The 14,775-nt window shown below is 37.6% G+C and carries 14 protein-coding genes; 12 read left to right on the top strand and 2 right to left on the bottom strand.

What is annotated here, in order from left to right; genetic code table 11:
* Positions 1-121 precede the first annotated feature (121 nt).
* Positions 122-835, bottom strand: coding sequence for a hypothetical protein (locus AB3I00_RS01045; protein WP_002302966.1), 714 nt, complete (start codon positions 833-835; stop codon positions 122-124).
* A 369-nt stretch (positions 836-1,204) separates the two neighbouring features.
* Here AB3I00_RS01045 and AB3I00_RS01050 point away from each other — a divergent pair, with 369 nt between their 5' ends.
* From AB3I00_RS01050 to AB3I00_RS01070, 5 genes are all read left to right on the top strand, one after another.
* A complete protein-coding gene (locus tag AB3I00_RS01050; protein ID WP_070704202.1) occupies positions 1,205-2,662 on the top strand; it encodes a helix-turn-helix domain-containing protein in 1,458 nt (485 codons plus the stop codon).
* Between the two features lie 221 nt (positions 2,663-2,883).
* Positions 2,884-3,564, top strand: coding sequence for a WxL domain-containing protein (locus AB3I00_RS01055; protein ID WP_368024626.1), 681 nt, complete (start codon positions 2,884-2,886; stop codon positions 3,562-3,564).
* Complete coding sequence (locus AB3I00_RS01060) at positions 3,551-4,585, top strand: DUF916 and DUF3324 domain-containing protein (RefSeq protein ID WP_316002624.1); 1,035 nt, start codon at positions 3,551-3,553, stop codon at positions 4,583-4,585. Before AB3I00_RS01055 ends, AB3I00_RS01060 begins: the two co-directional genes overlap by 14 nt.
* A 17-nt stretch (positions 4,586-4,602) precedes the next feature.
* On the top strand, positions 4,603-4,917 hold the full coding sequence (locus AB3I00_RS01065; protein WP_368024627.1) for a hypothetical protein: 315 nt from the start codon (positions 4,603-4,605) through the stop codon (positions 4,915-4,917).
* A 4-nt stretch (positions 4,918-4,921) separates the two neighbouring features.
* Positions 4,922-7,009 carry a hypothetical protein gene (locus AB3I00_RS01070; RefSeq protein ID WP_368024628.1) on the top strand — a complete coding sequence of 696 codons (2,088 nt, stop codon included), beginning with the start codon at positions 4,922-4,924 and terminating at the stop codon, positions 7,007-7,009.
* A 212-nt stretch (positions 7,010-7,221) separates the two neighbouring features.
* On the opposite strand, the gene AB3I00_RS01075 is transcribed toward AB3I00_RS01070, so the two are convergent.
* The gene (locus AB3I00_RS01075; RefSeq protein WP_277895970.1) at positions 7,222-8,415 is read right to left on the bottom strand and encodes an MFS transporter; all 1,194 of its coding nucleotides are present in this window, start codon (positions 8,413-8,415) and stop codon (positions 7,222-7,224) included.
* Positions 8,416-8,638: 223 nt separating this feature from the next.
* Between AB3I00_RS01075 and AB3I00_RS01080 the strand changes: the two genes are divergently transcribed.
* The 7 genes from AB3I00_RS01080 to AB3I00_RS01110 all read left to right on the top strand — a co-directional run bounded on the left by AB3I00_RS01080 (position 8,639) and on the right by AB3I00_RS01110 (position 14,698).
* On the top strand, positions 8,639-9,016 hold the full coding sequence (locus AB3I00_RS01080; RefSeq protein WP_002302962.1) for a MerR family transcriptional regulator: 378 nt from the start codon (positions 8,639-8,641) through the stop codon (positions 9,014-9,016).
* A gap of 19 nt (positions 9,017-9,035) precedes the next feature.
* Entirely contained in the window at positions 9,036-9,917 is an 882-nt protein-coding gene (locus AB3I00_RS01085) for a LysR family transcriptional regulator (RefSeq protein ID WP_038398624.1), read from the top strand.
* A 248-nt stretch (positions 9,918-10,165) separates the two neighbouring features.
* Complete coding sequence (locus AB3I00_RS01090; protein WP_086285878.1) at positions 10,166-10,486, top strand: LPXTG cell wall anchor domain-containing protein; 321 nt, start codon at positions 10,166-10,168, stop codon at positions 10,484-10,486.
* Positions 10,483-11,151, top strand: coding sequence for a WxL domain-containing protein (locus AB3I00_RS01095; RefSeq protein ID WP_368024629.1), 669 nt, complete (start codon positions 10,483-10,485; stop codon positions 11,149-11,151). The genes AB3I00_RS01090 and AB3I00_RS01095 overlap by 4 nt, the downstream gene beginning before the upstream one ends.
* A 41-nt stretch (positions 11,152-11,192) precedes the next feature.
* Entirely contained in the window at positions 11,193-11,903 is a 711-nt protein-coding gene (locus AB3I00_RS01100; RefSeq protein WP_368024630.1) for a WxL domain-containing protein, read from the top strand.
* A 13-nt stretch (positions 11,904-11,916) separates the two neighbouring features.
* On the top strand, positions 11,917-12,933 hold the full coding sequence (locus AB3I00_RS01105; protein WP_368024631.1) for a DUF916 and DUF3324 domain-containing protein: 1,017 nt from the start codon (positions 11,917-11,919) through the stop codon (positions 12,931-12,933).
* A 13-nt stretch (positions 12,934-12,946) separates the two neighbouring features.
* Positions 12,947-14,698 (top strand): hypothetical protein, encoded by a 1,752-nt coding sequence (locus AB3I00_RS01110; RefSeq protein ID WP_368024632.1) that lies wholly within the window; start codon positions 12,947-12,949, stop codon positions 14,696-14,698.
* The last annotated feature ends 77 nt before the right edge of the window (positions 14,699-14,775 follow it).

The following is a 14,775-nucleotide window of genomic DNA, read 5'->3' on the forward strand; positions in this document are numbered from 1 at the left end:
AAAAAGAGAGAAGCTGACGAAAGGGACGTGTAAACTGCTATTTTTGGTTTACTATCTGGAACGCCAGCTTCTATTTTTTTATGTTTCAGAAGAATTTTATTACTCTAGTATAACTTTTGAATTAGTTTCCATAACATTTGGAGCAAGGGGTTAAACCACGAGCTTGAGCTTCGCTTAAAGTGGCAGGGGTATACGTACCATTTCCACATTTATGTGTATGGTATTTTGAACCGGTCGGTGTGACATAGACAGTTTGTTCATTATTTTGCTCAGGAGCTGCGGCTTGTGCCTGCTGAGAGGCCTGTTCAGCTGCTGCTTGCTGTCGCGCCTGTTCGGCTTGTTGTTGTGCGATTGCTTCTTGCCTCGCCTGTTCTGCTTGTTGCTGTGCGATTGCTTCTTGTTGCGCTTGTTCTGCTTGTTGTCGTGCAATTTCTTCTTGCTTTTTCCGTTCTTCTTCTGCTTCTTTTGCTTTGATTGTGGAATCAATTGCAGCAAGACGGCTTGTCAACTCTTGTTTGTTTTCAGGTAGCGCTTGGATAGCTGCTGAAGCAGTTGCATAGTTTTCTTTTGTAGGATTTGCTTCAGCTTGTGACAAAGCAGATTCCGCTTCTGTCACTTTTTTTTCTAGTGCAGCTTTTTCCGCTTTTTGTTTTTCTTCTTCTTTTTTCTTTTCAATTTGTTCTTGTTCTTTCGATGAATCTGCCGTACTTTCGGAGATCGTGGTACTGCTGCTGGAAGCCTGAGCTGAACTTGTGCTTTGAGTAGTAGACGTAGTAGCACCACACCCACTTAATAAACTTCCTGCGACCAAAAACAACGCAACTAATTTTTTCACTAAATTTCCTCCTTAAGTAAAAAACAACCGTTTTCAATAAATGTCCTTTTCAATTGTTTACTTACTTGTTATAATAATTGTGTTATGAATAGTGATTGAGGAAACTTAATCTAATCCCGTGTTGATACACGGGATTTTTTGCTATAGTTCTGTTATTAAGTATGTAATAATAAAATATGTACGTTATTTTATTATTAGATTATTGACATTTATATAATAAACGATTAAATGATTCATATCAAGAGAATGGTTAGGAAAAAAAGAGAAATAATAACAGATTTATGCACCATTAACTGTTTTGCAGTGGGATATTTGTATCCGTTTTTTTCTTGTATGTAGTATAGTAAAGTAGATACAGGAGGAGAAGATATGCAGACTTTTTTAACAAAAGTTTCTCAAAAGAAAATTAAAATGATTCATTTACTGCTTGAAACAGAACGTTGGTGTTCAATAGAAGAGCTACAAAACGAATTGAAGGTATCAAGTAAGTCTATCTTGAATTATCTAACAGATTTAGAAGAATTGTTCCAACAATATCCTGATAAGGTCATTTTGAAGAATGAGAATAATCGGCGCTTTTCTATGGAAAAGCAGGAGAACTTCCCAATCTACACTATTTATCTTCATTTCTACAGAAAATCATATAATTATCATTTGATTGAATTCATGTATCAACATCCTGAGAAAAATTTGGAAGATTATGCAGACGCTCAATATACGAGTGTATCCACAGTTTTTCGTTATGCGAAGTTATTAGTAAAGTACTTTGAGAGGTATCGGATCACATTCCATCCGTTTAAACTAGAACTTGAAGCAAAAGAACAGTATATTCGAAGTTTCTATTATTACTTTTATTGGCATTCTACTCGAACTGGCGGCTGGCCATTCAAGTTTCCAAAAGAAAAAATCGAGAACTATCTCTTGAAGTTTGAGAGAATCTATCATATCCAGCTAGATCCTCTTCAAAAACGAGTATTTTCTTATTGGCTGGCTGTTATTTTAGAAAGAAGCTCATTTGCTTCGATAATAGTCGATAAAACAGATCAACAAGTCATCAAGAAAGATCCATTCTTTTTGTTGATCGGACAATGGCTCGAAGCAATCGAGAGCCCTTTATCGGAAGATGAACAGTATTTTTTGTATCAAGTGATTTATTCATTCGGCGTCATTGACGGAAATTCAACATACGAGAATAGTTATGCAAAGTCACATGAAATTAGTGACAGCTTGTGTTACAGAACCTTAGTAGCTTTAGAAAACGCTGTAAAGAAAGAATTTGATTTTCGATTGGATACAGATGATCAAGAATTAGTATTCAATTTTGTTGCTTTCCATGAAAGAAGCCGTTTCTTTTTTGGGAATACAGATCTTTTTTTCAATCGCTCTTATGCAAAAGAAATCAAAGCAGAAAATCCAAGGATATATAAAAGAATCAAGCAACTCCAAAAAACGGTGAGAAAATATGCTGAAAAAGAGGTACTGCAAGTAATAGATAATTGGGAGCAGCTTTTCTTGAATTATTATTACATTCTTGACTATTACGATTTACTCTTAAGCGCAATGGATCCGATAAAAATTCTCATACAGGATGATCTGCATCACACGCATCGTCTTTGGCTGATGAACAAGATCCATCGATTATTTGGTCATTCATACTTACTAGCTTTTTATGATTATCAAACTGCAATCACAGAAGTAGATTTGGTTATCTCAAATTATTATTTAGATACACAAGATATTCCATTGCTTTTAATGAAAAATCTTCCGACCGAACGAAATTGGCGGCAGTTGGAAGAGTTACTTTATCGAATCGCTCAAGAAAAATAGCTAGACTTAAACTTCGGTGGCAGATTTTCTCTTTAGAAAGTTCAAATTTTTGAATTTCTGAGAGAATCTGCCTCTTTTTTGCGTATAAATACTGAATTAATCATATTACTTTTATTTTTTTTCCTTTTTTTAGAAATTTCTTAAACTAGAAAAAACGTTCTCTCCGTGCCAAAATTAGCCTTGGTTAAATTAAACCAATTATTATTTAGGAGGAATTATAAATGAAAAAACAAGTGATTGCGTGTACGGCTCTAGGTTTGTTGGCGCTCAGTATCTCAGGGGGCTATGTTTTTGCAGAAGAGGACGATCATACACTTTCTGCAACAACGAACCAAGCAGATGTGACGTTAAAGGCTGGATCTGGAAATGATGTCACGCCTATCGTGCCAAATGATACGCATGATGATGATCCAAGTACTGGAGATACAGGAGCATTATCTATTCCATTTGCATCGAATATTACTTTTGGACAACAAGAAATAAAACAGGGGGATGCAGATTATTTTGCCTTGAATCAACGTCCACATGTCCAAGTCAATGATACTCGTGGAGGAGCAAAAGGTTGGACATTAGGCGTTTCGATCTCACCATTTATTGGAGAAAACGGACATGAGCTAACTGGCGCACAACTATCATTAGCTAATGGAAAAGTAGTGACAAAAGACAATCAATCCACACCGCCAACATTAGCAGATGCGCCAAAACAAACTTTTGTTTTGAATAATGACTACCAAAACGTGATGCTTGCGAAAGAAGGAGAAGGGGCAGGCGCCTTTGCAGCAGTATTTGAAGGAACAGATGGCAGCAATGAAAACGTCAAGCTTCATGTACCCCGTGCGGGAGTGGAAGCACAAAGCTATACAGCGGAACTAACTTGGGTGTTGACAGATGCTCCAGCATAAAACAAGAAGATGGGGATATGTCTTTCCCATCTTTTTTAGTAGCTTGTTTCTGTTGATCTTACTGTATTTCTCTGCTAGTTCATTTGCTGATCAAAACAAAGTCAGTTTTGATGCAGAAGCGATTTTACCTGAAAACCAGATTTCAGAAGCTAGTTATTTTGACTTGAAAGTACAAGCTGGTATACAGCAAAAATTGACAATTCAATTAACGAATACAAGTAATCGTCAAGTAAATGTCAAAGTAGAAGCGAATAACGCTGTGACCAACTCTAATGGTGCAGTGGATTATTCCAAGCACGGGGAAAAGTTACTAGGAAGTCCGACTTTCGAAGAGATTGCTTCGAAGCCACAAACCATTACGTTGAAACCACAAGAAATAAGACAAGCAACCTTCCAGTTAGATATACCTAAGCAAGGATTTGACGGTACGATACTAGGTGGATTCTATTGTTATGAGGAAACAAAAGAAAAAGAAGAAAAAAATGATGGATTCAGTTTGGCAAACAAGTTCGCCTATACGATTGGTGCTCAATTAAGTTGTTCAGATAAAAAGATCGATCCTGAATTTGCATTGTCTAAAGTGAAATCAGGTTTGCAAAACGGCTATCTTACGTTATTTGCTACTCTGGAGAATAAGCAGCCGGTCCTAATGAGTCAAATGCAAATGGAAGCAGAGATAACGAAAAAAGGAAAAGATGGTGTCTTGCATCAATTGTCGAAAAAAATTTCTATGGCTCCAAGAAGCAAATTTGAGTTACCAATCAGTTGGGAAAACAAACCATTGAAAAAAGGTTTCTATGAATTAACGATCCATTTGAAAGACGCTTTAGGGAAAAAATGGACACTGGTAAAAGCATTTGAAATCAAAGGAGATGACGAAAAACTGAATAAAGAAGCAGTACATGTAGAAAAAGAAGATGAACCAACGAATACCATGATGTATTTCTTCCTTGCTTTTTGCCTAATCGTCATCATCTGTCTGGTCTGGTATATTTCTAAATTGAAACGAGAGAAAAGCTAGTTTAGGAGGAGATAGACATGAAATGGGCAATTAGGTTAGGATTCTTCGTACTCATGTTCGGAATAGCATTACCAGTTTCTGCAACTGAAAAGACAACAAGTGAGGCTGGTATCTCTTTTTATCAAGAAAATAACCAAGGTAAGCATGTTCCGATGGAAAAAGTAACGATTACAGAAAATAGTACAGAAAAGCCGATGGCCATGGAAGAGACGTTATTTCCGAAAACAAATGAGAATACTTGCTGGCTGCTCATCTTATTAGGCGTTTGTCTAATCATGTTTGCAGAAATGGTATACCGCATGAAAAAAAAGAATAAGCAAAGCAGGAGGTAAGAAAATGGCTAAGTCTAAAAAAATAGTACTGTCGGTTTTTACGCTTATTGTCCTACTATGGCTATCGCCAAAAGTAGCTGCAGCTCCTAGCTCTCTCACGGATTTAGGCTACTTCCGATGGGCCAATCAAATCACGACTCCTGCGGACAATACATTCATCATGCATTATGGTGAGCATACTTCTGTAGAACCAATTGAGGGAAAAGTGACGGGAAAGATTGTCACGGTCGACTGGAGTACAAGTAAAAGTAGTGCCTTGATCAAAAATGTCGGTTTCTATAAGGGACAAGAAGTGAATTTGAAGGTAACGCTTGAAAGAAATAAAAGTAATTTAGATGGCGGATCGGTTTTTTTTACTGAAGGGAACTTTTTAAGCATCGATATTTCTGGTGAAATGATCATAACCTATGACTTTTTAGATACGAGTGGGAATCCTTTAACGATTGAGACCTCTTTCAACTATTATGGATTGAATGTCAATAAGTATGTAGGGTATCGCAATCCTAGCCGAGTAATCAAATATTTATGTACAAATAATCCGACGAATATCGTTTATGATGTGTATGGAGATGGGGACCAGCAGTGGGGAGACTATTGGGGCTATTATAAAAACATCACACCAAACGTACCTTGGAGAGATCCCAGACAAAGCTTTGAGGTGATCACGAATCCAATCTCACAACTTCACGTTTTGGTGCACAACAATGACAGCACACCATCTTCAGTTATATATCGAACAGATTTTTTGGCTAAGCCAGAGTTTCCTTCTGCTTATGCCACAGATTCTTTTTTTGAAAAAGCAGACCAAGATGTTTGCTTAAAGGCAAAGCAAACGATTCCTAATATTAGCCAATGGAAAAAAGCCAATCAACTCCAAGTTCGATTCGGTTTAGAGCAAATAGCTAAAACCCAGCAATACAAAGCAAAAAAAGTAAAAGTGACGAATTTTAGTGGAGAAGATATAACGGAATTATTCAGCAGTAAGGTCGAAGGGCAGGAAATGGTGATCACTGCGAAAAATCCCGAAGATCATCGCTTGTATGATACCGTTTTGCAATATGAAGTCGAGTTGGAATGGACAGGCAAAGAAAATGTAGTTGAAACTTCGGCCATCATAAATGATCGGCTACCGCTGCCTTTTAAAGTCAAAACGATTTTAAATGGACAGGAGACTGCAGAAAATACAGGTACTAGTCTCGTCAATTATTTAGGAGAAGTCCACATTCAATTTTTAGATGAACAAGATAGGTCTTTGAGTCAAGAAGTGGTTAAGACCGGTATCCTTACGACAGATTATGATTTATCGAAGGATTATCCTGAGATAAGCGGGTTCTTTCCGATAAAAAATGAAGAAACTGATCATGGGAGATTCCAGCCAGAAACACAAACAATCATCCATCGCTACCGCAAAGGCGAACCCTTGAGATTTGAATTGTTGAATAAAGAAAATCCTTTGATGGTATCCAGATTTAGTAAAAGTTGTACCATCAAATTCACATTTTCTCATGAAGGAGATTCAACTATCTATTTGATGGCTAAATGTAATGAGGAAGAAAAAAGACTACAGACCTACTCACATGTACCAGAAAAAGTAGAAGACGAAATAAAGATAGCTTTTCCAGAAAATTGGATTGGAAAAGAAGTTTCATTCTATGTAATGACTGACGACAAAGAACAGTCGCCGCCAGATAGAAGGAAACTAGCAGTCGAAAAAGGCCCGCAATTGCTTTTACCTAAAAGCATCGATTTTGGGGAACAAGAAATACCTGCCAATGACACATTTGTTGCGGCAGTAAACCAGAGAGAAATTCAGGTTGAAGATTCTAGCCATTTAGAACAAAGCAAATGGACAATCAAAGTCCGAGAAGAAAAACCGCTGATCAATGATAAGTCTCAGCAGTTATGTTCCTTGTTTTTCACTATCCAAGGAAAAACAATCGAATTAACTGGAAGTGATCAACAGATTTGGCAAGGCATGGGGAAAGCAAGTTTTGGGCAAATAGGAAATATCCAACTGAAACTAAGACCTTCAGATGAAGTTGGGGATTATGAAGGAACTTTAGTTTGGACAATGGAAGATGTGCCGATATAAAGAAAGAGGGTGTGAAATCAGCGCTTTGGACGAATACTGAAGAGCAAACTGATTGAACACCGTGAAACAGAGGTCGTGAAAAAGCTGCCCTGCATCAAGTAATAAGACCAGCCAAACGGAAACAGTGTCTCATGTTTTTGATTTGGCTAGTCTTATTACCGCAGATGCAAGCTTTTGCCACACCTCTTTCTTGTCATTTACAGAAGCAAATATCAATGTTGCAAGCTTTCCTTTAATGCTGTAACACCAGTAAGAGTTGTCAAGACCAGCAGACTGACTAGGTAAATACCGCTCAAAAACAAGATTACGGCAGTTAAACTATAATGATCCATCAAGAAACCGATGATGATAGAAGAAAAACCACCAACAGCTCGTCCAAGGTTCATAATGAAATTATTCGCCGTCGCGCGGATTTCTGTTGGATACAAACTACTAATCACTGCGCCATATCCACCATACATACCATTGATAAAGTAGCCGACTATCACAGCGGCTGCTACCAAACTCCACTGGCTATGGGCTAACACAAGTAGATAGACAGATAAGGATGAACAAATTAAAAACAAAGAAAAGGCTAGTTTAGGCCCCACTTTATCCATGATCATGCCAAAAGTCATCATCCCCAAAGACATGCCTAAAATAGTACTGACCATCCACAATGAAGACCCAGAAACCGAAAGCCCTAATCGATCTTGCATAATCGAAGGCAGCCAATTCATTAACCCAAAATAGCCGGCGATTTGGACAGTCACCATGATACTAAGGCCACATGTTTGCCAAGCAAGATGTTTTGATTCAAACAGTCTGCTAAGTTTGGTTTTCTTTTCGGCGGATTGTGCAGATTTGAATTCCTTTGGTTCAGTCAAGCCGCGACGAATGAACAAGACCATCAACACCGGCAGTACACCTACGACATACAACATCTTCCAACCAAACGTTGGAATGATCACAGCGGCTAAAATCGCAGCCAAAGCCGCACCGACCTGCGCACCAATACCAGCAACTGAAGAAGCTCGTCCAATTTGTTTTTTTGAAAAACTTTCGGAAATCAAGGACATACATGCCCCATATTCTCCTCCCGCTCCTACACCTGCGATAAAGCGAAAGAGATAAACCAAGTAGATGTTTGAAGCAAAATACATCAATAAAGAAGCAATCGAAAACAGAAGGACTGTTTGAGAAAATACTTTCACACGTCCATATTTATCAGCTATGATGCCAAAAAAAATACCTCCAATGAGCATCCCCAAATTAGTGATCGTTGAAATGAAACCCGCTTGCGTACCACTAATATGAAAAGAAGCAATCATTGAAGATAATGAAAAAGCTAAAAACATAATATCCATATTCTCTAAAGCAATTCCCGCCGATGTCGATAATAATACCTTTCGCTGATACGTTGTCATTTTTATACCCCTTTTCCTAAAATTTCCCTAAATTGTTAAAAGTATATCCAAAAAAGAATAAAAAAACAAGACTTTTTTATTTGAAATAATACACAAACAACCGATATAGATAATCCAGCCTAGTTTTAATAGAAATGAGTATTGACTTGGAGTACACTTAAAGTTGTAGAATAAATAAAGTATATAAGTAAAGTGGCAAGAAATTAAGAGAAAGAGTGATCAGATGAATATCAAACAAGTCAGTGAAGAAAAGGGCATTTCGGCCGATACATTGCGCTATTATGAGCGAATCGGGTTGATTCCACCAGTTAATCGGACAAAAGGTGGAATCCGTGATTATACAGAAGAAGACCTAAAATGGGTCGACTTTACGATCTGTATGCGAAATGCCGGATTATCGATCGAGTCTTTGATTGAATATATTCGCCTATCTAGCGAAGGAGAAGCAACTGTATTTGAGCGGCGTAAGCTTTTGATTGAAGAAAGTGAACTTTTGACGAAAAAAATTGCTGAAATGCAAGAATGCTTAGAACGTTTACAAGGAAAAATCAAGAAATATGATCGTGTGTTATCTAGAAATAAAATGGAATGTATCAAGTAAAAAATCAAGGAGCATTACTATGGAATTACGCTTACTAAAATATTTTTGGACAATTGCAGAAGAAGGAACAATCTCACAAGCCGCAGAAGTTCTACATCTTACACAACCAACCTTGAGCCGACAACTGAAGGAGCTAGAAGAGGAACTAGGAACAGAACTGTTTGTACGCGAAAACCGCAAAATGATCTTGACAGAAGCAGGTTATTTTCTAAAAAGCCGGGCAGAAGAAATTTTAGATTTGACAAATCAAACCACTCAAGAATTCGAGAACAGAAAAAAACAATTATTCAGCGGACGATTTACGATTGGCTGTGTGGAAGCTGATAATTCGAATACATTGGCACTATTACTAGAAAAGCTGATCCGTGATTATCCCAACGTTCAATTTCATATCCACAGTGGAACAAGTGATGATATCACGGAGCGACTAGAAAAAGGCCTGTTAGATTTAGCGATTTTGCTAGATCCAGTAGATACAGAGAAATACGAAACGATTTTGTTACCAAGAAAGGAAAAATGGGGATTGCTCATTTCAGAAAATTCTGTTTTAGCAAAAAAAGATGCGATAACAAAAGAAGACTTTGCGAATGTACCTCTTTTGATCTCAAAGCGTCCAGAAATACAGCGAATGTTTGCTGACTGGTTAGGCATAAAAAAGGAGCAGTTGCTGATCACAGGAACGTACAATTTGATTTTCAATGTATTTGCGCTAATTGAGAATCAGGTAGGTGCTGCTTTAGTCATAGAAGGTGCTGTAAGTCATCATTCAAAGCGAGTGACATTCGTTCCGCTTGACCCAATGATTGAAACGAACTGCATGCTAGTCTGGAAAAAGAATCGGATTTTATCACCTGTAGTCAATGAATTGATTCACCGTTTCAAAGAAGCTTTTGAACAGTAATAAGTATCTCTAATCGAAGAAAATTCAATAAGAAAGCAAGATGTATGACAGTCTTGCTTTCTTATTTTTTCATTTTTAAATCAAAAAAAATAAAGAGATTTACACAACTTGTTGAATAAGCGCTTACAAATAAAAAAAGAACGGAAATGAATCAGCTATAATAACCGTTGTTCTGGATTGTAATCATTACAAAGAAATGAAGATTATAACTTTGGAGGTGTTCGAAAAGAAAAATGGGAGGGGCTTTCATGAAAAGAGTTAGAAAATGTTTGACATTGGTTTTTGTGTTGAGCTGCTTGATACAACTTTCTGCTTTCAACCAAGTGGTGTTTGCTGCAAGTGAAAAAAGTAGTGTAGGTATCACTTTTGAAGGAAGTGTTCCACAAAGCTCAACCGATCCATCCGTACCATCCTCGCAAGATACCGATCAATCGGCAGATCAATCCAGGCCAACGAAATACCCAAAAACCAACGAGATTCAGCAATCATTTATTACTTGGGGTGGAGTATTTCTTTTAGTAATCAGTTTGTTTTTAATATTTTGGAAAAGAAAGAGGAATAGAGAATGAAAAAAACAATTTTAGCTGCAGCATTAATCAGTACAACAGTTTTGGCAGGAACATTAGCTGTGCATGCAGATGATCTAGATGGCCTAAATGGTAAAAGTACTGCAAAGATTGGTTTGACGACACAAGATCCAAATCATCCTGTAGGCCCAATCGATCCAATCGACCCTGATGATAATACTCCTTCAAATGATCCAACTGGAAATACTGGAGACTTGCGTATCGATTATATGTCAAAAATCGATTTTGGGAAACAAACGATTTCAGGAAAAACCGAAACATATACTGCTCAAAAACCAGCGTTAACAACCGAAGTCCAAATTTCAGATCTACGAGGAACTGGTGCTGGATGGAATTTGCAAGTAAATTATGATAAAGAAAAACCAGGATTTATTTCAGAAGATAAAACATTGAATGGTGCAGAATTGACATTACCAGTTGGTACACCAGAAACCGTGGAAGATAACAGTTCTGCAGCTCCTACTACAAGCAAAGTAGTAGTCAATAATGCTGCACAAAACATCATGACAGCAGCTGCTAAAACCGGTTTAGGGACATGGGCAGATGAAATGGAACCAGGTAATGTCACTCTTAAAGTCCCATCAGGTAACTTAGTGGGTGATTACACAGCTACACTTGTCTGGACTTTGTCAGACGCACCAGCTTAATTAAACATTTATTACGAACGAATAAGGAGAGAATAACAACGATGAAAAAACAAGTATTTTACACATTAGCAGCGACAGTATTGCTATCAAGCTCATTATTAAGCACATTAAACGTACAAGCAGATGAAACAGAGCCAACTAAAGATTCTGCCACTTCTACAGCAAAGATCACATTTACAGGAGATAACTCTGATCCAGTGAACCCGGTAGATCCAGATGATCCTGACAATCCAGTGAACCCAGTAGATCCGGACGACCCAGATAATCACGGTACTGGAGATAACGGTCCTTTGTCAATCGACTATGTCTCAAATATCACATTTGGCACACAAGATATCTCAACGACTAGTCAAGTATATAACGCTGAAAATGCAGAACCACATGTTCAGATCACTGATAAACGTGGAGTAGAAGGCGGATGGACATTAACAGCCGCAGCTACAAAATTTATCGCCAGTGATAAATCTGAATTAAAAGGTGCAGAACTAACATTTAAACATGGAGTAACAGAAACAACTTCTGGTAATATAAGTAAAGCACCCACAGCAAGTGATTTGATCTTTGATAATACTCAAGCAAAAACAGTTATGACAGCTGGTAACTTGAAAGGTCAAGGAACATGGCTGGATGTCTTTAAAGGAACAGAAGGAAATAACACAAATGTTCAATTGTCTGTTCCTGCAGGATCTGCACAAGCAAAAGAATACACTGCAACGATCACTTGGACACTCACAGCAGGCCCAACTGCTTAGAATGGAGAGAAAAATGAACAAACTTCAATCATTGTTTGTTGCTGCTCTTAGTTTATTAAGTATTGTAGTGATGCCATTGACGACACACGCTGATTCAAATGAATCAGCGTATAGCGTCAATGCAAATATTCCCGACTTTCAAAAAAATAAAAACGTTTCTTACTTTGATTTGCAATTAGATCCAAATCAAAAAAAAGAGATTTCAATCCATTTAGCTAACTCAGCAAAAGAAAAAGCAATTTTTAACGTAGATGTTAATAATGCTGCCACAAACAGTAACGGGGTCATTGACTACGGACAAACAGATTTGAAGAAAGATCCGTCTGCTAAATATGTATTGAATCAGCTAGTCACTCCTAAAAATCAAGAAATTGAATTACAAGCTGGTGAATCCAAAGATGTGACTTTCCAAGTTCAAATGCCAAAAGATCGATTCAAAGGAATCATTCTTGGTGGAATACACATCAGCAAAAAAGATAATGTGAGTGAAAAAGTAGACGGAACAGCAATCCGTAATAAATATGCGTACGTGATCGGTGTGAAACTGCAAAACGATACAGATGCCGTCACGCCCGATTTGAAACTGAACTCAGCGAAAGCTGGTCTGCAAAATTCCTATACGACTGTGTTTGCTAATGTGCAAAATCCAACACCTGGAATCATCAGCAAAGTTAATTTTGATGCGAAAATCACGAAAAAAGGGTCAAAAGATGTTCTTTATGAAACAAAAAAGGAGAATATGTCGATTGCCCCTAATACGAACTTTGACTTTCCAATCAGTTTGAATAAGGAGAAAATCGAAGCTGGAGATTATACGGTAACGATCGATGCCAACGAAGGCAATACAGATAAAACATGGCATCTGACAACTGATTTTACGATCCAGTCAGAAAAAGCCAAAAAGATCAACAAAGAAGCAGTGACAGAAGACAAAGGAATCCCATATCTCCCAGCTATCATCACAGTCGGAATCTTGTTATTATTGATCATCGCATTTTTAAGTTACAAATTACTTAAACAAAAAAAGTAGGTGAGTCTTTCAAGTGAAATTGAATCAGCCACTAAATAAATTATATGTGTTAGGTTTACTTTTTATCGGCGCATTCAGCGTGATTTTTCAAAGTACTGAAGTATCGGCAGAGGCAAATTACCCAGAGATTCCAGAGGCAACGATTTTTGATGGACATGTCAAAGCATCAATTTCTTATGACAAGGACCATTCACCTAGCTATACTGCAGTTGGAGATACAGTGACTGTTACGACCACTTTAGAAAAGTTGGATGAAGGCGTGTTATCAGATAAATATAAACAGTCATCAGTTGTTATTTTATTTCCTGATGAAACACAAGGTCTTCAACTGAAGGGAGAACCAACATTTCAGTATAATATGGCGCCCTATGGATGGACAACTTCTGGGAAATTTGTTGATTCAACAAAAGAGCTTCAAACAGATGTACTCCTATGTTTCAATATAGGTAAAATTATTTATTATCAGGATTCTAACGTTACGTATGATGGAAGAATGACAGAGATACCTATCGCCAATGAGCTAGATGATGGACCATATGAGGATGACTATGCATTGCAAAAAATATTGATTCACAAGGGGGATACAGTAACTTTATCCTATAAAGCAATTGTGACAGAAGACGCCTTGAAAAATGATAAATTTACACTGCACACAGCTATATATGACTCAACATTAGGCGAGATGGGAAATGGAGATTTTGACTGGGATCATATCTTAACTACATCTATGCCAAGTATCCAAAATTTAGGGATCTCATTTGACGAAGCTACTAAAGACAAAAAAATCGATATCAAAGACGATTCTTCTTATCAAACTACTTTAACCGGTTCTTGGGCTGGTGCAAAAGATGACATCTCACCTATACTGACAATCAATGGTAAAGAAGTGTCTGTTCCAGATGGTAGTTTTAAAGAAGACGGTACATTTGAAATCCCAGTTGATCTGAAAGATATGGGGAATATTGGAAAAAATAATGTCCATATCAAAATTTCTGATAGTAATGGACAAGTTGCAGAAGACGATGCAGTCATTACACTTGTCCAAGCATTGGTTCCACCACAAATCAAACTTTCTGATTCTTTAGCAAATGCCTCCATCAGTGTGTTCCCGACAGATCAGTCATTGACGATCGATGGGGAATGGAAAGATAAAGACAGCAATGCTGTTTCTTTATTTTATAAGCTGAATGGGCAAGAAAGAGTCTTGCAAGACAATGTCAGCAATACAGCAAAAGACTCATGGCTTCCTTTCTCACAAGAGATTTCTCTCGCTGATCTTAACACTGGTGATAATCAAGTAGAAGTTTATGCCAAAGATGCAGAAGGTCAGTTATCTAATCATGAAAGTTTTAAAATCATATTGAATCAAGGAAACGTCAGCTTTAAATCGATCGATCCGGAGATCCAATTCAATAAGATGGTTATTTCCGGTACCACTGTTTATTCTTCACCACAAGCAACTGTTGGGGTAGTTGTAGAAGATACGACAGGAATTCCGAAAGATTGGCAGCTTAAAGTCAAACAGACCACATCTTTTTCTGACGGAACAAGAGATTTGCCTGCGCAATTGACCTATCTGAATGGGGAAGAAAAGCTGTCAATCAATGATAGCTCAGCAGTGGGCTTGCCAGTCGTTCAAAACAATGCTACGGATTATTCTCTGCAACAAGATGCGAACCATCAATTCCAGTTAGCTGTTTCACCAGGCGCTTATACTGGTGAATATCAGTCACAGTTGGAATGGACGATCGAAAGAGCACCATAAAAAAATAAGAAGGGGAAACGTGGCTGTTTTTCCTTCTTATTTTTGTTATGATAGGGGCGAAAGGGTGGAGTTAGTTG

Source organism: Enterococcus sp. C76, assembly GCF_040886985.1.
Classification (GTDB): Bacteria; Bacillota; Bacilli; order Lactobacillales; family Enterococcaceae; genus Enterococcus_B; species Enterococcus_B lactis.